The organism is Patescibacteria group bacterium (genome assembly GCA_041661625.1).
Lineage (GTDB): Bacteria > Patescibacteriota > Patescibacteriia > JAHIZJ01 > JAHIZJ01 > JBAZUB01.
Genome location: JBAZUB010000003.1, coordinates 71150 through 94854, shown reverse-complemented (window position 1 = coordinate 94854; position 23705 = coordinate 71150). Strand labels below are relative to the sequence as shown.

General features: G+C 56.2%; 22 protein-coding genes and 1 tRNA gene. 18 read left to right on the top strand and 5 right to left on the bottom strand.

Annotated elements, in window-relative coordinates; genetic code table 11:
- Positions 1 to 7: 7 nt before the first annotated feature.
- Positions 8 to 577 carry a hypothetical protein gene (locus tag WC734_05495; GenBank protein MFA6198569.1) on the bottom strand — a complete coding sequence of 190 codons (570 nt, stop codon included), beginning with the start codon at positions 575 to 577 and terminating at the stop codon, positions 8 to 10.
- A 457-nt stretch (positions 578 to 1034) separates the two neighbouring features.
- On the opposite strand from WC734_05495, the gene dprA reads away from it, so the two are divergent.
- Together dprA and topA are read left to right on the top strand one after the other, a co-directional pair.
- Positions 1035 to 2144, top strand: coding sequence for a DNA-processing protein DprA (gene dprA, locus WC734_05490; GenBank protein ID MFA6198568.1), 1110 nt, complete (start codon positions 1035 to 1037; stop codon positions 2142 to 2144).
- 10 nt (positions 2145 to 2154) lie between these two features.
- Entirely contained in the window at positions 2155 to 4392 is a 2238-nt protein-coding gene (topA, locus tag WC734_05485; protein ID MFA6198567.1) for a type I DNA topoisomerase, read from the top strand.
- A gap of 73 nt (positions 4393 to 4465) precedes the next feature.
- Here topA and WC734_05480 read toward each other — a convergent pair whose 3' ends face one another.
- From WC734_05480 to WC734_05470, 3 genes are read right to left on the bottom strand one after another with little or no spacing between them, the layout of a single operon-like run.
- Positions 4466 to 6811 (bottom strand): hypothetical protein, encoded by a 2346-nt coding sequence (locus tag WC734_05480; GenBank protein MFA6198566.1) that lies wholly within the window; start codon positions 6809 to 6811, stop codon positions 4466 to 4468.
- A 10-nt stretch (positions 6812 to 6821) separates the two neighbouring features.
- On the bottom strand, positions 6822 to 7679 hold the full coding sequence (locus WC734_05475; GenBank protein ID MFA6198565.1) for a ParB/RepB/Spo0J family partition protein: 858 nt from the start codon (positions 7677 to 7679) through the stop codon (positions 6822 to 6824).
- Positions 7676 to 8455, bottom strand: coding sequence for an AAA family ATPase (locus WC734_05470; GenBank protein ID MFA6198564.1), 780 nt, complete (start codon positions 8453 to 8455; stop codon positions 7676 to 7678). The genes WC734_05475 and WC734_05470 overlap by 4 nt, the downstream gene beginning before the upstream one ends.
- Positions 8456 to 9052: 597 nt before the next feature.
- Between WC734_05470 and WC734_05465 the strand changes: the two genes are divergently transcribed.
- The 7 genes from WC734_05465 (at position 9053) to WC734_05435 (ending at position 13644) form a co-directional block, all read left to right on the top strand.
- Positions 9053 to 9139: transfer RNA gene (locus WC734_05465), tRNA-Leu, on the top strand.
- A gap of 171 nt (positions 9140 to 9310) precedes the next feature.
- Positions 9311 to 9826, top strand: coding sequence for a hypothetical protein (locus WC734_05460; GenBank protein ID MFA6198563.1), 516 nt, complete (start codon positions 9311 to 9313; stop codon positions 9824 to 9826).
- Between the two features lie 1016 nt (positions 9827 to 10842).
- On the top strand, positions 10843 to 11319 hold the full coding sequence (locus WC734_05455) for a helix-turn-helix domain-containing protein (GenBank protein ID MFA6198562.1): 477 nt from the start codon (positions 10843 to 10845) through the stop codon (positions 11317 to 11319).
- The gene (locus WC734_05450; protein ID MFA6198561.1) at positions 11316 to 11933 is read left to right on the top strand and encodes a hypothetical protein; all 618 of its coding nucleotides are present in this window, start codon (positions 11316 to 11318) and stop codon (positions 11931 to 11933) included. Before WC734_05455 ends, WC734_05450 begins: the two co-directional genes overlap by 4 nt.
- 11 nt (positions 11934 to 11944) lie before the next feature.
- Positions 11945 to 12484 carry a hypothetical protein gene (locus WC734_05445; protein MFA6198560.1) on the top strand — a complete coding sequence of 180 codons (540 nt, stop codon included), beginning with the start codon at positions 11945 to 11947 and terminating at the stop codon, positions 12482 to 12484.
- Positions 12447 to 12947: a crossover junction endodeoxyribonuclease RuvC gene (locus WC734_05440; protein MFA6198559.1), complete on the top strand. Its 501-nt coding sequence runs from the start codon at positions 12447 to 12449 to the stop codon at positions 12945 to 12947. Before WC734_05445 ends, WC734_05440 begins: the two co-directional genes overlap by 38 nt.
- Before the next feature lie 172 nt (positions 12948 to 13119).
- On the top strand, positions 13120 to 13644 hold the full coding sequence (locus WC734_05435) for a crossover junction endodeoxyribonuclease RuvC (protein ID MFA6198558.1): 525 nt from the start codon (positions 13120 to 13122) through the stop codon (positions 13642 to 13644).
- Positions 13645 to 13679: 35 nt separating this feature from the next.
- Here WC734_05435 and WC734_05430 read toward each other — a convergent pair whose 3' ends face one another.
- A complete protein-coding gene (locus WC734_05430; GenBank protein MFA6198557.1) occupies positions 13680 to 13892 on the bottom strand; it encodes a hypothetical protein in 213 nt (70 codons plus the stop codon).
- A gap of 215 nt (positions 13893 to 14107) precedes the next feature.
- Here WC734_05430 and WC734_05425 point away from each other — a divergent pair, with 215 nt between their 5' ends.
- The 9 genes from WC734_05425 (at position 14108) to WC734_05385 (ending at position 23700) form a co-directional block, all read left to right on the top strand.
- Positions 14108 to 14791 (top strand): hypothetical protein, encoded by a 684-nt coding sequence (locus WC734_05425; protein MFA6198556.1) that lies wholly within the window; start codon positions 14108 to 14110, stop codon positions 14789 to 14791.
- Positions 14772 to 15530: a PD-(D/E)XK nuclease family protein gene (locus tag WC734_05420; protein ID MFA6198555.1), complete on the top strand. Its 759-nt coding sequence runs from the start codon at positions 14772 to 14774 to the stop codon at positions 15528 to 15530. The genes WC734_05425 and WC734_05420 overlap by 20 nt, the downstream gene beginning before the upstream one ends.
- Positions 15531 to 15646: 116 nt before the next feature.
- A complete protein-coding gene (radC, locus tag WC734_05415; GenBank protein MFA6198554.1) occupies positions 15647 to 16300 on the top strand; it encodes a DNA repair protein RadC in 654 nt (217 codons plus the stop codon).
- Between the two features lie 25 nt (positions 16301 to 16325).
- Positions 16326 to 17054, top strand: a complete 729-nt coding sequence (locus tag WC734_05410) for a DUF932 domain-containing protein (protein ID MFA6198553.1) — start codon at positions 16326 to 16328, stop codon at positions 17052 to 17054.
- A gap of 355 nt (positions 17055 to 17409) precedes the next feature.
- On the top strand, positions 17410 to 18963 hold the full coding sequence (locus tag WC734_05405) for a hypothetical protein (GenBank protein MFA6198552.1): 1554 nt from the start codon (positions 17410 to 17412) through the stop codon (positions 18961 to 18963).
- Positions 18956 to 19969: a hypothetical protein gene (locus WC734_05400; GenBank protein ID MFA6198551.1), complete on the top strand. Its 1014-nt coding sequence runs from the start codon at positions 18956 to 18958 to the stop codon at positions 19967 to 19969. Before WC734_05405 ends, WC734_05400 begins: the two co-directional genes overlap by 8 nt.
- Positions 19954 to 21573, top strand: a complete 1620-nt coding sequence (locus tag WC734_05395) for a hypothetical protein (GenBank protein ID MFA6198550.1) — start codon at positions 19954 to 19956, stop codon at positions 21571 to 21573. Before WC734_05400 ends, WC734_05395 begins: the two co-directional genes overlap by 16 nt.
- A gap of 2 nt (positions 21574 to 21575) precedes the next feature.
- Positions 21576 to 22727 (top strand): DNA methyltransferase, encoded by a 1152-nt coding sequence (locus tag WC734_05390; GenBank protein ID MFA6198549.1) that lies wholly within the window; start codon positions 21576 to 21578, stop codon positions 22725 to 22727.
- 262 nt (positions 22728 to 22989) lie between these two features.
- On the top strand, positions 22990 to 23700 hold the full coding sequence (locus tag WC734_05385) for a hypothetical protein (protein MFA6198548.1): 711 nt from the start codon (positions 22990 to 22992) through the stop codon (positions 23698 to 23700).
- The last annotated feature ends 5 nt before the right edge of the window (positions 23701 to 23705 follow it).

Genomic DNA, 23705 nt, shown 5'->3' with positions numbered 1-23705 from the left:
AAGTACTTTACTCGTCACTTGGGACAAGGAATAGGCAAGCAACCTCATCGTCACACTTGCCGCCAGGACGACCAAGGTAGGTGCCCAGCGTACGATCACCGCCATGACGGTTGACACCGAGCATAACCGGGCAGCCGCTCGAATGGGCGACGGGCTCGTGCATAAGGACGAGATCCCAGACGCCCATCAGCATAAGATCCGCGTTCGTGAATAACTCGCGCAAGTAAGACGCGAGCTCCATCGGTGGCGTGAGGTAACCACGAGCGGCTGCCTTGGCTCTTATGTTCTGGTTGGTGGCGCCTTCTTCGCTGTAAACCACGGCGAGCTTGTAGGTCTTGCCAACCGTGGCGGAGAACACACCACCACGAATAAGTTCCTTCACTTCCTCCTCCACTTGATAGCCACCCCGCTCCAGGTTTTCGACGGCCTGTTTACCATCCCGCCCGTCGGTGACTATCTCGACGGTCATTGTCGTTTGAATGTTGATACATGGGTTTTGAAGGAGTAATTCCTCAAGCGCGCGGAGCCACACTGGCCCCACCATGCCTTCAAGCCTCTTGTTCAGGTTGTTTATCACTTTACAAACTCTATGGAAAGAAAGAACCTCCAACCCAACCTCCACAGTCCCACTCTTAGCGCACGACTTGGTTCTCGACATGGCTGGCCTCCTTTGGGTTTTGAACACATTGCCAGAGGGCCACCACTTTTGTGGCAGTCATAGCCAGTAACCCTTGATGTTATCAAACGCTATTGGCTAAGACTGCCAGAATTATTAAAGAGCCAGAATATGTGATGTTAGTGTAAACACTCAACTATGTCAACGGTACCATCTATTATTAAGCCAATATTAGCACCTTTTCACCCCCGCCTGCCACTGCGAGACACGAGCGGGCAGGTTTTCGCGAAAAGGTTTGCCAATATTTCAATCCAACGTTTTGCGTAATGTTGTTTAGCTAATCTTGATTCTATTTTTCTTGTCAGTTTTGTAGAATCTGCTAAACTAGTAGTGGCGTCAGGGTGATTCACCCTGTTTTATGGCATTCAATGAACGTGAGTATTGGCTGGCATTAACGCTGGCCGGCTGTACCCAATTGGATATTATTATCGCTTTGCGACAGCGCTTTGGTTCGCTAGCCCAAGCTTGGTCGGCGAGTGAACCCGAATTGATTCAGGCTGGTTTGACGCCAAAACCAGCGCGTCGGTTGGTGGAGAAGAGAAGCAAAATTGATCTGGTATCTGAATTAACCCGGTTGACACGGTTTGATTGTCGTTTTGTCACTGCCGATGAAGGTGAATATCCGGCGTTATTGAAACAGATATACGCCCCGCCAACCCTTCTATACTATCGCGGTAATCTAACAAGCGCCTCCGGTAATTTTCTGGGTGTAGTTGGCACCAGAAAGACATCTTTGTACGGTCGGCGCTCCACCCAACAATTAGTAAGCCAGCTGGCCGGCTCTGGCCTGACTATTGTTTCTGGCTTGGCATTGGGCATCGATACCGTGGCGCACCAAGCCGCATTGGACAATAAACTGCGCACCTGGGCCGTGCTGGGCTGTGGTTTGGATCAGATTTACCCAACTGAAAACCGCCACGTGGCCGAGGCGATAATCAAGTCGAGTGGGCTGATTCTATCGGAATATCCTCTGGGAAGCGAACCGCTACGCCACCACTTCCCAGCCCGCAATCGGATTATCTCCGGCTTAAGCCAAGCGGTGCTGGTAGTCGAAGCGCCCGAACATTCGGGTGCGCTGATTACCGCCCAGTTTGCACTCGAACAAAACCGCGATGTACTGGCCGTACCGGGCGATATGTTTTCCCCAAATGCTTACGGTCCCAACCGGCTGATCAAGCAAGGCGCGCGGCCGGTCACCGGTGCGGAAGATATCTGGGAATCTTATCGAGCAACCGGTAATTACCGACCAGCCATTCAAACCGGTCATGCGCGAAAACCGCCACCGGTTCCAGCCAATCCAGACGAAGCTGTGATACTCGAATTACTCGCCCAACAGCCTCTATCAGTTGACCAAATCAGCGATCAGTGTAAACTGGGTATTAGCGTCATTAACTCAACGTTAACGTTTTTAGAGGTTTCGGGCAAAATCCGCCCGGTTGGACCCGACGTTTACACACTCAACATCTAGACTTAGAATCATGCCCAAACTCATTCCCAAACATCTCGTCATCGTCGAATCACCCACCAAAGCCAAGACTATCTCCCGGTTTCTCGGGAAAGATTTTGATATTCAATCGTCCAACGGCCACGTGCGCGACCTGCCCAAAAGCAAGATGGGCATTGATATCGAACACGATTTCGCGCCGCAATACGTCATTCCGACCAAAAGCCGCAAGAAAGTGACTGAACTGAAAAAAGCCGCCAAAAAAGCCGCTGTGATTTACTTCGCGACTGACGAAGATCGCGAAGGCGAGGCGATTACCTGGCATTTGGCCCAATTGCTCGATACCCCGTCAGAAAAAGTACAGCGGATCACCTTTCATGAAATTACCGAGTCGGCGATCAAAGATGCAATTACCCACCCTCGTAAAATCGATCAAAACCTGGTGGATGCCCAACAAGCTCGGCGCGTCCTCGACCGATTAATGGGCTATGAGCTGTCTCCTTTTCTCTGGAAAAAAGTGGCCAAGGGCTTATCAGCTGGACGGGTGCAATCAGTCGCCCTGCGTCTGATCGTTGATCGCGAGCAGGAAATCGAAAAATTCAAACCCCAAGAGTACTGGGCGATCGAAGCGGAGTTTTCCAAAATCAATGGCAACAAACCAAATATAACCGGACGGTTGGTGCAACAAGCGGGCAAGAAATTAGATAAGTTTTCATTATCGCAGGGCGATGAAGCTAAGAAAATCGTAGCCGGTCTTGAGACGGCCGAATATCACATCAGCCGAGTGGACAAGAAGCAGGCCAAGCGCTCGCCCCTGCCTCCGTTTACCACATCTACACTGCAACAGGAGGCCAACCGGCGCTTCGGCTATTCATCACGCCAAACCATGTATTTTGCCCAGCAGTTATACGAAGGTATGCAATTGGGCAGCGCCGGCTCGGTCGGTCTGATCACCTATATGCGAACCGATTCGGTCAATCTCTCGGTTAAATTTTTAAACGAAGCCAAGGATTACTTAACTAAGGAACTGGGTAATAAGTACGCGCTGCCGGAACCGCGCACCTTCGCTAAAAAACAGCAACTGGCGCAGGAAGCTCACGAGGCTATCCGTCCCTCGGATGTCGGCCGCACACCGGAATCAGTCAAAGAGTTTCTGGAACCAAAGTTGTGGAAAACGTACGACCTGATCTGGCGCCGAGCGGTAGCATCACAGATGCCCGAATCCGTCTTCGAGCAGACCGCCGTCGATATCAGTACTAAGAACGGCGATATATTCCGCGCCAACGGTTCGGTGATCGTATTCGACGGCTATCAGAAAATCTACCAGACCAACCAGAAAGACGCAATTTTACCGGTTTTGGCGGACCAGGAAAAAGTTAAACTCGAGAAACTGGATCCCCAACAAAAATTTACTGAGCCGCCCGCCCGCTACTCCGAAGCCGGGCTGGTCAAAGCGATGGAAGAATACGGCATCGGACGCCCCTCGACTTACGCCCCGACTATTTCCACAATCGTGGAGCGTAAATATGTTGAAAAGGAGGAGAAACGCCTCAAGCCTACCGAGATCGGCCAGCTGGTTAATGACGTTTTAGTGACACACTTTGGCAATATCGTTGATTATAAGTTCACCGCCCACATGGAAGAAGATCTGGATAAAATTGCCCAGGGCGAGATGGCTTGGACGCCGGTGATCAAGGAATTCTACGAGCCGTTCAAGGCGACCCTGGCCCAGAAAGAGCAGGAATTGTCCAAGAAAGACCTAACCGAAAGCCAGACTGACGAAGTTTGCGACAAGTGCGGTAAACCGATGATTATCAAGATCGGCCGGTTTGGTAAATTCCTGGCCTGTAGTGGTTACCCGGATTGCAAAAACACCAAACAGCTGGCCAAAGATGGCCAGGTGGAAGTTACTGAAGCCATTGATGAAAAATGTCCCGAATGCGGTAAACCGCTGCAAAAGAAGGTCGGTCGGTTTGGGCCATTCTACGGTTGCACTGGTTATCCCGATTGTAAATACATCAAGAATATCGAAAAGAAAACGGGCGTGAGCTGTCCTCAATGCCACGAAGGTGAAATTATTGAGAAACGTAGCCGCCAGGGTCGTAACTTTTACGCCTGTAACAAATATCCGGAATGTAAATTCGCCCTGTGGTCAAAACCGACCGGCGAAAAATGCCCCGAATGCGAATCACTTCTGGTCTTCGGCAAAAAAGGTTTGATCGCCTGTAGCAACAAAACGTGCAAATACACTAAATCAACGGACAGGGAGTAATATACTATCGCACTCAAAACTACCGAAAAGCTCCGTCTGACGACGGAGCTTTGGTTCTATATTCTTTCTTGGTTTACTTGAGCAAATCGTCGGGGTTCACACCCAGCGCCGTCAGCTTGTCGCGTACTTGTTGATTGGTTTGATTGTTGATGAATACCCGCGTAAACAGCGCCTTGGCGGTTTCTTTGTCGCCCTCTTCCATGACGATGCTGCCCAGCTGATAGCCGGCATTGGCGTGTTGTGGATTCAGATTCAATACCGCTACTAAATATTCTTTGGCTTTGGCTTTATCGCCTTTTTTGAGATAAAGCTGGGACATTTCGTACTGGGCGTCAATATTGTTTGGATATTTCTTCAAGAATTCGCCAACCTGGGTCAAGGTCAGATCGTCATCGCCGGTCAGCTCCGGTAAGGCGGCTTTTCTGAGCAAGGCGGTCTGGTAATCGGGCTTCAATTCACCGGCTCGTTGATAGCGATCAGCCGCCGTCGTATAGGCTTTTTGCGCTTCGGTCTGATATTGAGATTTCAGGGTCTCGTCGTCTTTAGGCATATTTTGTTCCAATACCTGACCATACGCCACTAAGGCGTCGCCCGAACCCAACCAAACCAGCGGGTTATTTGGATTCTTGGCCATCAATTTGTCATACAGCTCGACAACGGTCTTTTGACTCGGTTGGGAGAATCCATTGAGCTGCTGGTACACGCCCACCATAGCCTGATACGAACTGACATTATTCTGATCGACGTCAATGCCGCTATTACCGGCCGCGATGGCAGCGGTGACTTTATCCCGTAATTTAGCAATCTCCGCCTGATCGGTTGTGTTTGAGGCGGTAACTTCTTCGATATACGACTGAGCCAAGCCGAAGTAATATTCCGGCCGGCGGCTGATGTTGTCGATTGCTTTGCTATACTCCTTTTGGGCTGATTGGTATTGGCCGGCATTGAGATCGGCATTACCGCGGGCATAATGATAGTCGCCCATCCAGAGCCTAATGCCGTAGTACACGAAGGCCACCGATAGAACAGCTACTACCGAGAAGGCCAGCGAGCTGACCAAGCTGGTGGTGTTGCTGGCTGCCGTTTGTGCCACTGAATCTTTGGCCATTCCATTGTGCCGCATACCCAGTGCCAAATACGTCCAAAACAGAAACGCCAACACAAAACTGTACGGGTAGTAGAATCCAAAGGCGAGTAGCACCAGCCAGGCAATATACGGCGCCGCTTGATTCAACCAGTCTTCGTTCGCGGAACGTTCGCGCCATAGTTTCCGACCTATTGATATTAGAAATATCAGCGCTACTAGAATATACACGCCGGTAGCAATTACGCCGGTTGTCACCAGCATCTGCCAGAACTCGCTGCCGCCTTTGATAAACCCGAGACTCCAATAACTGGTATTATTGAAACTGACGGGACGATAGGCGTTGAAAGCGTATGAAAACAGTCCCGGCCCGGTACCATAGAGTGGCGCCTTTGATAATACCGAACCAGCTATCTTAGCCGAGGAGCCCTGATCGAGAATAATATCGGAAGGCAGGCTGTGCTTGGTCAGTGAGCTGGCATCGATGAACACGAGCAACAGCGAGATGATCAACATGATCGTGGGTAATATCACCCAGCGCGGGTCGAATTTTCCCGTGCGTACTATCATCGCGGCCATCACCACCACCAATACACCAATCAGAGCATACCAAACCTCATTCGCGTCAATCAGGACAAATGCGGCCGTTTCAGCCAATAATGAGGCCACTAGGAACCAGCGCCAGATATTCTGCCGACGCGTCACCAGCCAGATTAGCTGGAATGGCACTAGCGATATCAAAAACAGTCCCAGGATAATATTGGAATTGAAAACGGTATTGAAACTATTGCTTTGCATGAAGTCCCAATGCAGTATTCGCCCGCCCAGCATATATATCAGAGCCAACACCGACACGACGAAACCAGATGATAGCAGTATTTCAATAGCGCGCCGCAACCGCTCCTTCGAATTGATTAAATTCGTCAGCAGGAAATACCAAATGATTAACATCAGCACCACAATGGTCGAATTGTGCACATAGCCGGTCTGGCCGACTAAGCTGGCGTACCAGTTCTTGGAAAAAAACGTGGTAACGGCATATAACAGGCCGAAAATCATAATCGGCAGATCGAGCGGCGTGCGTACGAAACTGCCCGTACGGTAAAACACTATTCGACCGAGCCAAGCCAAGGCGGCAATGACTGTCAGAATGCCGAAAAGCAGCGCCTTGTTCTGATCGAATGGATTAGCCGTGGACGGTAAAAAGAACAGCGGTATCAGAAAAATAGCCGCCCATACCGACCACAATGAAATACATTTTAACCAACCCGATGATGACTTTGGTTTGTTTGTTTCGCTCGCGGTTCCCCCCAGATTCTGAGTGTGTTCGTCCATAGGTGCTTAATTATTTAGTCAGTTTATCTATTAAAGCTTTGTATTCTTCATCGGAATAAAACTCAATGGTCAGCTGTCCCCGTCCGGCTCGGCGCCGGATTTTAACCTTTGTGCCCAGCACATCCGCTATTGCCTGTTCGTGTTGAGCCACCTCCGGGTCAGTCGATGGCCGGCGGGCTTTGGTTCGAGACTGAATCTGGCGCACCTGCATCTCGACATCCCGGACTGATAACTCGTTGACGACAATCTTTTTCAAGTAGGCGATCTGTTCCGCCGGTGAATCCAGGGCTAATAAGGCTTTGGCGTGGCCTTCGGTGATTTTGTGCTCGGCAATCGCCTGCTGCACTTCGGCCGGCAAGGTCAGCAGCCGGAGTGTGTTCGTGATCTGACTGCGGCTGAAACCGATCTTTTTGGCCACTTCCTCCTGGGTCAACCCGAATTCGTCGACCAGCTGCTGGTACGCCCGTGCCCGATCCAGGGCGTTGAGGTCCTGGCGCTGAACGTTCTCAATCAGGGCTAATTCCAGCTTTTCCAGTTCGTCCACCGGCCGGACAATGGCCGGAATAGTCTTCATACCCAGTATTTTAGCCGATTGGAACCGCCGTTCGCCCGCGATCAGCTGGTAACCCGATTTGGTCGGGGTAACCAGTACCGGCTGAAGTATACCATGTTCCTTGATGGAATTCATCAAATCCTCCAGCTCGTGACGCTCGATTTTTGCCCGCGGTTGGCGGGAATTAGCCTCAATCTGTTCAAGGGGTATCTCGGCCACTTCTTTGCCTTTTATGCCGTTAACCGATACTGAGTTGTTTCCGGCTCCCGGAATCAACGAACCCAATCCCCGTCCCAATCCTTGAAAATTACTCATGATAGTTTAGTATTAGTTTCTGTATCAATTAATTCACGGCCCAAACGTTCATAGGCCTTGTCGGCTCGAGAATGCCGAGCGTATTCCCGGATCGAACGGCCGTGGCTGGGCGCCTCGGCCAGCTTAATATTGCGCGGTATCACCGAGCGAAATATCCGATTTGGGAAAAACTTATAGAGTTCGTCCATTACCGCCTGGGTCAGCTTGTACCGCGGATCATACATCGTCATGATGGCTCCCAGAATCTTCAAATCGGGCTGTAAATTGTCCCGCACCAGATTAATCGTGTTCATCAGCTGGCTCAAGCCCTCCAGCGCGTAATACTCGCATTGCACCGGGATTAACACCTCGTTGGAGGCTACCAAGCCATTGATGGTCAATAAACCAAGTGAGGGAGGATTATCTATCAGAATATAGTCGTAATCGTGAATTACTTCCTTCAAATTATCGGCCAAAAGATGCTCCCGGCGGGGTAAATCCACCAGCTCGACCGTGGCGCCGGCCAGCGACATGGTCGAGGGCGCGATGCTATACCCGTAAATATTGGTGTCTTTGATGACCTCTCGGATCGATAGCGGCGACACCAGAGTTTCGTAAATGCCGTGCGGCAATTCCCGATGGTTGATCCCCAGACCGCTGGTGGCATTGGCTTGCGGGTCAATATCGACCAACAAAACGTATTTACCTTGGGCCGCCAGGCTGGCACCCAGGTTGATCGCGGTGGTGGTTTTTCCGACTCCGCCTTTCTGATTGACTATGGAAATAATTCTCGCCATGGGTATAACACAAGCTGCGTCATTGTCTTAGCAACTGCTATTATTATACAAGGAAAACGATGATTATTCAATGTTTATCGAGCGATAGACCACACCCGCCAATTAACCTTTTAATTAAATGGTTAATTAACTGGAATAATTGACAAATCGGCTTATTTTACATATTATTAATGCGAATTACACGCCAATAGCAGAGCATCCTGCATTTGTGGAAACACGGTCGTTCGTTTAAACACAACCGTAGGCGAACAAGCGCTTGTTCGCCTACGAACCAGCAAACACGTTATCGCACATTTTAGAGCATAATACATCCTGCCCAATTGAGGCCGGAGTGGGTCGAGATGGCATCCCGCCGTGCGGGATAGCGAGTGAACTGCTTCACTCGCGGCCATCGACCTGCCCGCCGCTGTGCTTTGGCAGGCGGGGACGGGCGTGTCCCGCTGAGCGGGACGAGCCCCGGGGGGAACCCCGCAACAGAACTCGCCAGGCTCGTTCGTTACGGGGCAAGTTGGAAGACGCGCGTGACTCGCGCCCAGCATCCGAACAAAGTGAGTGGTGCTGGGCAAAATCGTTGACAATGTAAGTTTAAGAAATCATGCCGGAGTGGCGGAATTGGCATACGCGCGTGACTCAAAATCACGTTCCCGTAAGGGATTGAGGGTTCAAGTCCCTCCTCCGGTACCAGGAAATACTGTGCCGCCCTTCCCCGATCAGGTGGAAGGGTTTTTGCAGTTGGATTCGCAGAGTTCTGTCCTTGAGCAAGAGGTTGGAACCGAGGGCCATGAGAATCTCGCGCTTCTCCGCGGTTGTTCCCTCCGCGAAGCGTTTCGGGGCTAGGTGTGCGAACAATATCGCTTGCTCGAAAAGTTTCAACCCACGGGTGGCTCGGCCATCGGTGTCGACGAGGCGTTCCTTCAATCGAAGGCTCTCGGAAACAAGAGAGTGCTTCTTGGCGGCATATTCCTCGTCGGTGACCAATCCACGGAGGCGGACCTGGAGGAGCGCGTCGATCTGCTTCTGAACGTCCCGGTGAGTCTCGTCCAGGGAACGGTCCACCGTTTGCCGGCTCTTGCTTTCCCGTTCGTGGACAATCCGAAGGTTCTCCAAAGCCCAGTCGCGATAGTCGTCGTCAATGGCCACCTGGCTCAATACCTCGCGGATCTGTGTTTCCAGCTTTTCCTCGCGGATCGGCATCTGTCTGCAGGAAGTGCCGGCCTTCCGTTTCGTGCAGTGGTAGTAGGCGTAGTGGTAGCCGTACCGATTCACCGTCTCCGCGGCGGTGATCGAAGCGCCGCACTCCTCGCAGCGGATCAGTCCCGTGAAGGCGAATTCGTGCCGCCGTTGCGGTGCCCGATTCGGACGGCCGAGTAGCTCCTGGACGCGGTCGAACTCGTCCTGCGAGATCATGGGAGGGTGCGATCCAGGATAGGACTCACCGTTGCGAACAAGCAGCCCATAGTAGAATGGGTTGGAGAGCATGACATAGAAGTTGCTCCGGCCGAGCGGCTTACCCCCCGTGCGCCGGTGTTTTCGCGTGCGTAACCCCCACTCGTCGGTGGCGGTCGAAAGCACTTCGAGGGGAGACTCACCGGCCAGCACGGCGTCCCAGATCTTCCGCAGAATGTCGAACCGGTCCGGATCGCGAACGATCTTCCGCGTCACCGCGTCGTTCAGATACCCGATTGGGGGCAGCCCCGGGAGCCAGCCCTGCTCCAGTTTGGCTCGGTTGCCGCGTTTGACATTGTCGGAGAGATCGTCCACGTACTTCTTGGCCATGCCGAACTCGAGCTGCATCCAGAACTTGTCATTCCCGGTGTTCTGGAAGGCCCGGTCCCGGGTGACAATCTCCCGGAGCTTGCCTTCGTCGACCGCCCAGATGAGGGCGGCCCCGTCGACCGGGTTTCTGGCGAGGCGGTCGAGCTTCCAGCAGAGGATGCCGTCGGCCTTTCCCTGGCTGACGGATCGGAGCATCTTCGCGAAGATCGGCCGGCCGGGGGCCTTGGCCGAGCGGGACTCAGCCAGGACCGAGGCAACCGTGAAGTTCTGGGATTGCGCGAAGGCCTCCAATTCGCGGACTTGCGAATCGATGGAGAGAACTTGACGATCCTCCGATTCGGAGGACTTGCGCGCATAGAGGATATAGGAAGGCAATGACTTAGGTGTCAGATGTTTAGTGTTGAAGTGTAGAATTAACTCCCGGATCCCGTCAAGATAGGCGGGTGGACGCGGTTCAAACTCGGTCTCGCCGGTCCGTCGGTTCGCGCGTCAGCACGGCGAAAACACGAAGGAGGCGGTTGCTCATCTCCCTGGCGTCATGGTCGGAGAGATCCGACCCGCATTTCCGGCGGTAGATCGCCTTGAGGTCGTCGATTGCTTTCTGGGGGAGTATGGTCCCGGCATCATGGTCGGACGGCTCGTTTGGGGTATTCATGCCCGAATCGTCTCACACTTCCGGGAACGGTCGTAGAGTGCGAGAGGTCCAGAAAGCGGCTTGTTTTGTGGATATCTGCCCGCTGTCCACAGGAGGCGAACAGTTATGCACCTCACCCCCTCTGTTCGGTTTCTGTTCGTGTCTGTATTCTTGGTACATGTTTCAATTCACCCTTCGCCGATCAAGAGTCACAGCCCGGTTTCCGAACCGCATCCGCGAATACCGGCTTCGGGCTGGCCTCACCCAGACCATGTTGGGAAAGCTTATCGGTAGGAGCCGGCCAATCGTGTCGGCCTGGGAGCGGGGCTGCTCCCTGCCGAGCCTGCCGAACGTGTTCCGCCTGGCCCGATCCCTCGGGACGTTGGCGGAGTCGCTTTACGCTGCCCTTTACTTCCCTAAGCGTGAGGATAAATCTAAGCACGAAGAAGGATGACCGAGCGACGTATTCCCACCCGCGCTCTCGACGCCGTGCTCGACTTTTCTCGTCCCGTTGACCGGATCGGCAACAGCGCGTTTCTCTACCTCGCTCTCATCCGTCACGCGGGATCACACGGAGTGGTGATTCGTACCCGCGCCCGCCTTTCCCGGGAGCTAAGTGTGGAGGAAGACCGGATCGATCGGTGGCTATCTCGCCTCGTTGATGCCGGACTCGTGCGCGTGCAGTCGCCATTGCCGTACCTTGTCGCGCACCTCGTTTCGTGGTCTGGCGAAGTGGCGTCGGAGCGCGAGAATCAGAGCAATTCCGAAGCTTTTCCCGGATCACATATTGAAGATAGCTATAGCAATAGCTGTTCTAAGCAATTATCAGGCAAGCAGGCTATAGCTATCGGGGATGGGGGTGCGGGGGAAGGGGCGCTGGCGCGGCTGGCCCGGGAGGTTGTCGGACCCGAGGTCGAAACGGAGCTGCCAGCAATCCTCGCTCGTCACTCGCCCGATCATGTTACCCGCGCTCTCGACCGGGTACGCAACACGCCGCTCGAGAAGATCAGGAAATCCAAGCTCGCTCTCTTCCGCTACCTCATCACGAAGATCGACAGCCACCTATGACCCGAAACCCGATGCCCATTATAATCCGACTCGACCGAGGACTCTTGGAGCACCCGCAGGCGCTCCACATCCGCCGGATGCGGTCGGCCGTCTGGCTCTACCTCGGACTTCTGGTCCGACTGCCCGCCGGCCAGAACACGCTGGAGCTGGACACGGCGGAGATCGCCTCCGCCATGGGGCTCCCCGACGGAACCGTCCGAAGCTGGCTTGGCCATCTCCGAACGCGTCGCTATGTGAGGCTCCAGCGTTCCGGACAAACCGTTCGCGTGACTGTCCGGCACCTTCCCCAGCTGCCGGCGCAGGCTGAATCGCCGCCGGAAATCAAACGGTTCTTCACCATCGGGAAGCTGGAGCGAGCACTTGGGGAGAACGGGGACCGTGGAGCGCTCGAATCGGCGCTTGAGCTCCACGACGACGCGATCATCAAACGCGCGCTCGCCGGCACCCTCGCCGTTCCGGCGGCCGAGATCCGCCGCTCACGCACAGCTTTATTTCTTTATCTACTCAAACGCCATGCCCAAAGCCACAGCGAAGACGATCCTCGCCCTTGATCCCGGCCTCCGGGACCTCGGGTACGCCATTCTCCGAGGAGGATCCCTGATCGAGTCGGGAGTCCTCCCGCTCCGGTTGCTGCCATCGAAGCAGCGCCTCCCCGCCGCCGTGAAGGCCATCGGCGACTGGATCGGTCAGTTCAGACCCTCGATCGTCGTCCTTGAAGCCACCCACCCGAACCGCGTGAACTCCTTGGATCGGCTGGACCGTCTGGCCCGTCGGGTTCGCCGCATGGCTGCCCTGAAAGGGCTGACGGTCGCGACATACGCGCCCCAGACCGTCCGCAAGGGCCTCGTCGGCCACGGCTGGGCGAACAAACGCCAGACGGCCGAGGCTGTCGCCGGACGCCTGCCCGCCCTGCGGGTCTATCTCACGCAAGACCGCCGCTGGAAGGAAGCGTACTTCCAGAACATGTTCGACGCCGTCGCCCTCGCTCTTCACCATCAGGCCACGGCCGCCTGAACCACTCATACAGCCCTCCCGGAGCCGATTCTTCGGCTGGAAAGCCAGGCGGTTTCCGTCTTGCGGACCGCCGCCGCGGACATCGTGGTCACCCGCGCAAGCCGGGTCCACACCGTCGCGGTCTCTCGGGAGGGAACCCGTTCGTACTCACCATCTAAACGGCCAATTAACAATGGAAGAAAAAATCCTCGGCATCGATCCTGGAACGAAATACATGGGAGCGGTGGTCATCACGGGCTCGACCCTTCTTGGCTTCGGCGTCCACACCCTCCACAACGGAGAACGGCCGCACGACGTGATCGGCCAGGCTCGTCGGGTGATTCTGTCGTATGTCGCCGAGCACGCTCCCTCGGTCGTCGCAATCGAAAAGCCCCTGCTTGTCCCTACGAAACGCGCCGCTCTCGTTTCGGTGATCGTCCAGGAACTTCAGGCACGATCTCGCGAACTCGGCATCCGGGTGTTGGAGATAGCGCCGCCCGACGTGCGGCGAGTCGTGGTCGGTGATCGCCACGCGAAAAAGTTCGACGTCGCACACGCCATCGTCCGCATGGGCTTTGAGGACCTTCGGATCAAGCTCCCGAAGGAGCCACCGCATCCCGTCCTCGGCTACAAGCCCAAGGATAGGTACTGGCTTCATATGTTTGACGCACTCGCAGTTGCGGTAGCCGTCCAATTATCCAGACGACAAAACTCGTGAAGCGCATCACGTCTTCACGATTCCCTTGCGCTTTCCTATGTGAGAGCGCGCACGATCCGCTCCCGATCATCGGGTGTGAGCGGTTCGGCGAAGTCGGTTTCCGGGATGGCTGAAACGAAATCAGCCGAGCCGTCGCGGTTTGTCGGACACGCCCAAAGAACCTTGCTGTTCCCGTCCTCAAGCGAAGCAAGGTAGTACGTATTGCCGTCGGTCGGGTTGGCGTACGTGTTTTGGGGTACGTTTGTCATCGTCTGCATAGATCAATATCAAGGTAAGCAACCTTACCATAATCATTCGGTTCTGTGAAGGCCTTACGACGGTGGGTTTTCCACAGGATGTGCGCTCAACGACGCATCGCCCTCCCTACGTCCCAAGGCCCACCTCCCGTACCGTGAAGGGTGGAGACTCGCTCTCCGTCTTGCCCGCCCTTTCCAAATCCCCCCACGGAACAGGAGGTGTCCCCATGACCCAGAACGGCCTCATCCGCACGATCGAGATCAAGGACCGGACCGGCCGCGTCGTCGGCACGAAGGAGGTGGTCACCTACCAGGGCCTCCTCAGCAAGGCCCACGACGAAGGCTTGCAGCGCATCGCTACCCGGCTCGTTCAGATCCCCTCGGACGAGAACGGCCGGACGGCGATCGCCAAGGCGCTCGTCGAGACGAAGAAGGGGAAGTTCGACGGGATCGGCGACGCCAATCCCGAGAACGTCAACTCGTTCATCGTCCCACACCTGATCCGCATGGCCGAGACCCGGGCGAAGGCTCGCGCCCTCCGTGATGCCGTAAATATCGGCATCGTCTCCTTCGAGGAGCTGGACGGCGATGGCTTCCCGCCAGGTGAATCGGACCTCGGATCGGGTGCTGCACCCGCGCCGGTTCGCGCCGCCCGCGGCAACGGTCGGACCTCTCCCCGAACACCGCAGCCCGGCGGCAACGGCAATGGCAACGGAGCGCTCATGACCGAAGCTCAGCGTCGGTATCTCTTCCGGATTCTCGCCGGCCAAGGGCTTCAGAATGACGCCGCCCACGAGTACCTGAAGGAGTTCTTCGGGGTCGAGACGCTTACCCAGGTCAGCAAAGCCAGGGCAACGGAGGCGATCGACCAGCTCCTGCAGGAGGCCCCCGATGGAGCCCCTCAGCGTTAGCCGGGTTCAGACCTACCTCACCTGTCCACTCAAGCACCGTTTCCAGTACATCGACAAGATCCCGCCGCCCTGGCGGCCTGCCGCGCTGGTGTTCGGCTCTTCCGTCCATGCTGCCGTAGAGTGGTTCCACCGCGAACGGCTGGCCGGACGCACGCCGGAACCGGAGGCGGTCGCGAAGATCTTCGATGCCGACTGGTTCGCACAGAACCTCGAGCCCGTGGTGTTCGCCGAGAAGGAATCCAAGGAGATCCTCGCGGAGAAGGGTCACGAACTCGTTGCTCTGTATGTCGCGGATTCATCCGGCACAATGCCGCTCCTGACCGAGGACCGCTTCGAGATCGACCTCGTGGATCCCGAAACCGGTGAAGTGTTCGACATCCGACTGCGCGGGGTGATTGATCTGGTCGAGGCGGACGGCACGCTCGTGGAACTCAAGACTGCCGCCCGGACCTTCGACACGGGTTCGCTCGAACGACACCTCCAGCTTTCCACCTACGCGCTCGTTCGTTTCCTCGCAACCGGAACGGTTCCACCTCTCCGCATTGACGCGCTTCTGAAGACCAAGGTCCCGCGCTTGGTGCACCTGCCTGCCACCCGCACAATTGAGGACCTTGCCTGGACCGCCCGGCTGATCGAAAGCGTGGCTCTGGCTATCCAGTCCGGTTGCTGCTTCCCGAATCCTTCGTATCGCTGCTCCGAGTGTGAGTACTTCGCTCATTGCCAACAGTGGCGCGGGTAACCGCCCGCCTTCCACTTCGTCCCGGGGTCTTCGCTTGAAGACCCCCTCTTTCTCTACCCAGCGATCTCTCAACCCGCCGGAAACGCATGAGCGTTTGCCGGAAGAAGGAGGCTCACATGATCGATCCCGCAATCCCGATGCTGGAGGACCCGTTGATCCACTGTCGGGAAGACTGCCGGTCTTGGCCCGTGACGCGCCTGCTTTCCGCCGTGCTCTGCTCCGGAAACGCGGCCGCGGCGTTGCTCTCCCGATTCGGCTCGCTCGATGTCATCGCCGACGCCGGGACAGCCGACCTGGTCGCGATCCCGGGGATCGGACGGCGCCGGGCGACCCAGGTGCTCGCTGCGTTCGAGCTCTCGCGCCGCGCAGCCGTTCCTCGTACCGAACAGAACCTCATCATCCGCACGGCGCAGGACGCCGTGCAGGTCGTCGGTCCCGTCCTGGGAGACTTGAAGCGCGAGATGTTCGTCACGCTTCTGCTCACCACCCGGCACCGCCTCCTGAAGTTCGAGACGGTGAGTGTGGGAAGCCTCAATGCATCGATCGTCCATCCTCGGGAGGTGTTCCGACCCGCCATCCAGGCGGCGGCCGCCTCCATGCTCCTGGCTCATAACCACCCGTCAGGCGACCCCGAACCGTCGGAAGACGACGTCGAGATGACCCATCGGCTGGTCCGCACCGGCGAGATGCTCGGCATCGAGGTCATCGACCACGTGATCATCGGCGCCGGCGGCTCCTACCTGTCGTTTCGTGAACGCGGTCTGATCTGAAACTCTGGAAAGGAAGGTCCCCGTCATGTCCAGTCAGCTCATTCTCCATCGCGGAGGTTGGGAGGCGACCAAAGCCGACCTGGCTTCCGTCCCTGTTCCTTCCGAAACCGACTCCTACGTCCCGGTGCCCTACGGCCGGTTCGTCGAGGAAGTCGAACTCCATGTTCCGCGCTTCGGCCTCACGATCACCGATGCCTGCTACGCGCTTGCCCGCGACGGCGCCCAGATGTTCGGGGTACTGACCTGCCGGAACGGCGGGAAGCACGCCGACTACGCCCTCGCGATCGGTCTCCGAAACAGCTACGACCGGTCCCTCTCTGCAAATCTCACCGCCGGCCACCACGTCTTCGTCTGCGACAACCTCGCCTTCTCTGGAGAGGCCGCCGCGACCCGCAGGCACACCATCAACATCTTTCGGGATCTTCCGGACCTGATCTACCGCATGCTCTCGAAGGTCTCCTCAATGCAGAGCCGGATCCACGCCGAAATCGTGGCGATGAAGGCGCTTGAGCTTTCCGTCGAGGCGGCTGACCACCTCATGGTCGAGGCCGTCCGGCAGGACGTCCTGCCAGCCTCGAACCTCCCGAAGGTGATCGAGGCGTGGGAGACGCCCGCCCACGAGGAGTTTGCTCCCCGGACCGCCTGGTCGCTCTACAACGCCTTCACCGAAGTCAGCAAGTCCCGGAGTCCGCGGGTCCAAATGGACTCCGGGCTCCGACTCTCCAGCACCTTCCGGAGCGCACTCGCGCTCTGATCCACCATGAGGCTGCTCCCCGAAGGACCAGCCTCTTTCTATTGAGTTGCGCTAACTTACGGAGTTGTGGCAGATTGACTAGGCTCGAACAAATCGGTATGATAAAGAGGCGTAAGCTGATGATTTTTTGTAACTTGCGCCACTTCCGATGTCCTGCGGCGCGCCATTCCGACCCAGTCCTTGGGATGGGCTTGGAGGGGCTTCAGGAAGATTCGACATGAGGGGTGACAGGCGGTCGCCTTGGACCAGTAGCATATCCGGCGTCTTCGCCAAGGAATGGTCGGATCAGGCCGGCTATTAATACTAAACAGGAACAGATGCTGTGATTCTAGGACACCTACGAACAGAACAATACTTGATCGCAGTACAGGGGCTCGTCACCGGGAGCGTCATCACGGATGCGAAGGACCGGAAGTACCGCCAGCGGTATTCCTTCGCGATTGAGGGTGAGAACCTCGTCCTGCGCCGCGAGGATGGCTTCGGCGATACGGTCACGATTCCGCGCACAGTCGAGCTCGATGAAGAGCTGGTCGCCTTCTTGGGGCTCTATAGCGGTGACGGAGCGAAAGGGTCTGAGGACAGGCACGACACCACTCGGATCGTCCCTACGATTTCCTTTTCCCAAAAGGAACAGAATCTCATCCGTTTTGCGGTCGACCAGTTCCGCAAATTCTTTCCGAGCCAGGTCCGCTTCACATTCTACCTTGGCGAGGATAGTGCCTACTTCATGGACGGCGTCGGTGCCGATAGGCTCCGATTGTATTATCGGGAAACAGCCAATTCGGACGTCCCTGCTCCCGTCCCCCTCGCCACAGTGCGCGCCAGACTTACGGACCCAGACTCGCGGTACTTGGCCGAAGTGCGCCCGGACGTTCCTGGCACCCCTGAAGAGCACCTTTCTTTCTACTACCAGCACAAGACCGCGATGGAGATTATTCTCGCGCGTGAAAAGACGGCCCAAATAGCTGCCGTCGGCATTCCCATCGGCCCGGATATCAAAGTCGCCGCGTCAGTCCGTCGACCATTCAAGAAGGGCGCAAGACTTCCAGGAGGCTCCAGCAGATCGGATGAACTCGGTGTCGGCGGTCTTAACGGTATTGGGGAATTGTTCCTGAAGATGATGCATGAGGTCGAGGACTCGATTCTGAGCGACTCTCAGACCTCGAGCTCGGGCCTGGTCCAATGGGCCGCCACCCCTTCCACGGTCGGCGAACATATTGACGTCGCACAGTTCTTTGCCGATAATCCCTATGGTCAAATCAACTGCACTCGACCGTTGCGCCTCGCGCCTGTAGGCAATAATCTCGTCGGCCAATGGCGACAATCAAGCGAGGTCGTACTTCACCGCTCGCTTCGTATCGACCCACTATGGTCGTATGTAGCCGGCCTATACCTAGCCGAAGGATCGACGCCCAAAGAAAAGCTCATAACGATGTTCAACTCGAGCCCTGGTCCGCTCGCTCTGGGATTCACATCCTCGGAGGGCACCAGTCTTGAATTGATGCTCCGCTCGCTACAACGCCTCTTTCCGGTCCAGTACTGCCTGGACGCATGGAAAGTGAAGGTCGGTTCCCAGTACTTCCCCGAACTCGTGGTGACCGCGCTCAAGAACGGCGTGCCGATGCTCCGCGGAGGTAACAGCGGTGACGGCAAACTCCGTACTATCGAGGTATCGTTGCCCATAAAGGAGTGGGCTCTCAACGTCGCTGATATGCCCCTCGAACAACCGAGTCTTCTTCGGGCAAACTACGGGGACAGATACTCCCACGTCGAGCCCACCGGAGCCGGCGTCGCCCGTATCGACTTCTGGGCATCATCCTCTCTCTGTAGATGGTATTTCCCTTTGCTGATGTATGCAGTATTTCACCGGATAGCTCCTGATCCTTGTGCGGCTTTTTACAATGCCTGAACACATTATTACACCCCAGATCACGCTAGCTCCGGGCTTCATTCTGCCAATCCATGCCGCTTACCTGAAAGAATGGCGCGAGAATGCAATCCAGCAGGCTGACCACGGTTTGGCAGCCGCTTCCGTCTGCCTGCAGGCGTCGCTCATCGACCTGGTATTGGATGGACACATTCGGCACGACTGGCTCGGCATCATGGAGGAACTTCTCACGGTCAACGATGTCCCAGTTGCCTACTCAGAACAATACGGCAATCAGTTATACCACTTCGGAGGACAGTACCTCCAACCAACCATCCATGCCATTCATACCCGATGGTGGATCGAGCGCCAGCTACGCCCCAACGGCATCGATCACGTTAGGTACTCCGCGCTTCTGCTGAACAAGCGGCAAACTGACGGGCTGATTTACGACAAGGACGTCAGCGCGACGATGCTACGGCATCGAATGAAATCGGAACTCACCCTGTCCATGGCGCTGGCCGTCGAGGTCATTCGCTCGGCAGGCCAACTGACACCAACTCTCGCTGAAGACCTTGCCACTGACATCGTCGCCCCGGCAAAGTGCCCTCGTTTGGGATATATCAGTATGGAGTATTTCCGACTGCGAGCGTTACTGGTACTGGAGCATGCCGAGCTCTTCCCTCCGGGGATTGGCACTATCATCGCTGCTTGCGCGGACGCACTTCCCATCGGATGGTGCGACTTCGCCATTTCTGGCAAGATCGACGCCTATATGGGCACGGCTAAGAGAACGGCTCGCGATAAACCGATCCATTCGCCACTGGTTTCGGCCCAGGTAGAGACGCTCCTGTTGAGAGAGACGGACGACGCCATACGCGCCGCTGGTTCGGACAGGCTGGCCGCATATCGATCACACTTGAGGACGCTGCCGATGGATATTCCCGCTTTTCAAATGCGGGACATCCCTCTGCCATTTGGATCCGACAAGACACCGATCGAAGCGATCAACGCTTCATATCACGTGTCACAATGCCAAAACGCATGATGCCAATAGATATCGCGAACATGATTCAGCGGAGATTTTCGATTTTCCCTCCGTTGCTGCTCGCCAACGACAAGGACTCACTGAAGTTTGAGATGAAACCCTATCTCCAACCATTCGAGCGCGAGCTGGCCACTCGCGAACTGCAAGCCCTTCTCCAGGGAGACGGCCCGGTTGCCGAGAAGTATGGCCTTCACCTTGTTCGTTCAGGACGACCTGTTCAGTACTTCCGGGAACGCCTGACCTACTGGCAACGGGTCGGCACAACCGTTCTTGAACCTACGGTGCAGAACGCACTTGAGTTCACTCAGAACGGATCTGAGAGCACCACGGAGAAGACCGAACTTCACCGGGCACGAAGGCTTCGCTACGGGCCTCACGACCTGCATGAATATCGGGGGAAGTTCTTCCCCCAACTCGTTCGCAGTCTGATGAACATATCCGGGGTGCCGGATGACGGCCTAGTCCTCGATCCGATGTGCGGCAGCGGCACAACACCATGCGAGACAGTAGCAGCCGGCCGCGCCGCTTTGGCAGCGGACCTGAACCCGCTCTCGGTCCTTATTGCCAAGGTGAAAGCTGGCATTGTCCGCGAACGCCCCGAGGTGTTCGCCGAGACCATCGACGCATACCTTCGCAAACTGAAGTTCCGGGACTCCGAACCCGACCACTTCTGGCAAGGGCACGATCTTGCGTACCTGCGCCGGTGGTTTGCAGAACCCGCCCTCAAGGACATCGCGGCTATTTTACGAAGCATAGAAAGAGTCGATTCCGCTCTCTACCGAGATTTCCTACGAGTCTGCCTGAGCGAGATCGTGCGCTCAGTATCCTGGCAAAAGGAGGTGGACCTCCGCGTTCGTAAGGACGTCAGACCGTATCTTCAGGGAGCAGCACTGGAGAAGTTTCGGACCCAGGTGGAGGAGCAGACCGACCGGATCTATCCGTACCTCTGTGTACTTCCACGGTCCCGAAAGCGAACCCTCAAAGTCGTGCAGGGCAACGCGGTGCAACTTGATGAGCTTTTCCCCGAGTATGTGGGGAAGGTCGATTTGCTGGTGACGTCGCCTCCATACGCGACAGCCTTGCCTTACATTGACACGGATAGGCTTAGCCTTGTCGTCCTTGGCCTCCTCTCGCGACAACGCCATGGGGATGTTGAGAGCTTGATGGTAGGCACGCGAGAGATCACTGACAAGGAACGACTCCAGGGATGGAGCCAGTTCGAGACCCGAAAGAAGGAACTGCCTCGCGAAACCATCTCACTGATCGAGCGAATTGCGTCGCACAACCACGGTCCGGATGTCGGCTTTCGTAGACGTAACCTGCCCTCGTTGCTGGCTCGATACTTCCTCGCCATGAGCGATGCCATGCGCTCAGCGCGATCACTCATGGCCCCGGGGAGCTACGCGTATTATGTAGTCGGGAACAACAGCAGCACCGTAAACGGTGAGAAGGTGGAGATTCCTACCGACCGATTCCTGTTTGCGATTGGACAACAGGTTGGCTGGAAGGGCCTTGAAATGATCCCGATGGAGCTGCTAGTGTCGCGTGATATCTTTCGGGAGAATCGGGGGTCGGCCGAGACAATCTTGTGTTTCAAAGCATAACCATGGAACGCCGAGCAATATACACAACAGCAGATGAAGGCGCTCTCGTCACAAACGGGAAGGGCTGGAATTTCCATGGTGTCGACACGCAGGAGCACCTTCATTCTCTGCATCCCTATCCTGCCCGGTTTATTCCGCAGATACCGCGAAAGGCGATCGAGCAGTGGAGCAAGCCCGGAGAACTGGTATACGACCCGTTTTGCGGGTGCGGTACTACCTTGCTCGAGGCCAGCATTCTTGGACGGCCGTCAATCGGGACAGACAATAACGACATTGCTATACTGGTGAGCCGAGCCAAGACTCTTCACTATACAAAGCGCAGTATCAGCCGTTTACGGATCTTTGCAGAGTCCGTAGAGAACTGGCTGACTGCAGCGGTTGCCCGGCCGGAGTTGATACCGAGCAACGACCATGTTCCCTATTGGTTCACCAAGGACATCATGGACCGGCTCGCGGCTCTCAAAGGACTGATACTTAGCGAGAAACAACCCGAGAAGGTTTTGCTTCAGTCCATCTTTTCGTCCATTATTGTGCGCGTCTCCTTTCAGGATAGCGACACAAGATATGCGCGAGTGCCACGAGACGTGACCGTTGCGGACGTCGGTTCGCTGTTCCGTCTTCGACTGCTGGACACGGTAAGAAGGTTGGATGACGCTCCACGAGGGCCGCGCGCCAAAGTGACACTCAAGCTGGCTGATGCCCGCAAAGTGCCATTCATTCGGGATCGGAGCGTGACTCTGATCGTCACATCGCCTCCTTACCTGAACGCCTATGACTATCACAAGTATCACCGCCAACGCATTCACTGGTTAGACGGGGACGTCGCATTTGCTCGTGACCTCGAGATTGGAAGCCACGACGAGTTCACCCGGCCGAAGGCCACCGCAGACAAGTACTTTACCGATATGGAGAATTGCCTGCGCGAGTGGTCCAGGGTGTTGCGTCCGGGTGGCAGGTGTTTGTTTGTTGTCGGAGATGCGATCGTCAATAAGCGCGCTGTGCCTGTGGGTGACACATTCATCAAACTGTTTCGAAATCATGGTATGCCTCTGGAAGAGAGATGGATTCGTACGCTTCAGGCGACGAAGCGCTCGTTCAATGTTCGGAATAGTAGAATAACCCATGAGCATGTCCTGCTCTTCAAGAGAAGCTAGCGGACTTCAATATAGTCGTGCGCCGTCCCCCGGTAGTTCCGACTTCCTCGGCTCTTTGGGAGTACCGTTCCCCATCCCCAACGAGGGGCTCTTTCCCTCGTTTTCGACGACACCGCCTTCTGCCTTCCTCTGTTCCGCGGTCCCGGAGTACGGGGAGTGGGAGTCTAGGTACGGGCAACACTTGGCGGTTGCGTTGCGGCGCGTCGGGGACTAGCCTGGGAAATGCCTAATCGAGATTGTCGGTTCACAATGGGGAGGGGAGATGGCGAAGACCTTGCTGGCCAACATGTTCTCGCACTGGCACAAGCCGTTCGATGGATTCCAAACTTCGGCCATGGATTTCTACGCCTCGGTCGAGGCCGCCGTGCAACAGCGTCAGATTCCGGACGTCTCAGTATCCCGGGTCGACCTCCACGAGGGCGGGACGCTCTCCGCCAAGCGTGAGTACCTTCGCTTCACCCGCCAGAAGCTGGCGTTCGACCTCTGCGCGGCACCCTACGGCACCGGGTACTTCTTTTCTTGGTGGCTCGGCGAGAAACGGCCGAACCGGGTCCTTTGCTGGGCCATCCTGCTTGGTGCGATCATCGGATACTTCGTTCTTCGCAGCGGCGTCGGCAAGGTCGTCTCCCGCCTGTGGGTTCAGATGTTCCACCGCTATGGACCAGGCCTGCTCATCCGGCTGCTCATCACGCTGGCAACGATCATCGTGGTCTACCTTATCTATCGAGGGATCACACGGCTTTTCGACATGGATCCGGATGACCCTATCCTGGCTGTCCCGCTTCTAGGTCCTCTATATGAGCACTTCTTCCGCCCCGAGACCTACTACCGTATCGACACGAAACTCATGTTCCAGTCCGCCGTCAGCGCGGCGGTGAACGAGTCGATCGACGCTGTCACCACGGCGAAGGGCCTGAGGGCGATGACCGAGGACGAAAAGAAGCCGATCATGCGGGATCTTCTGCGCAGGTAGGATGA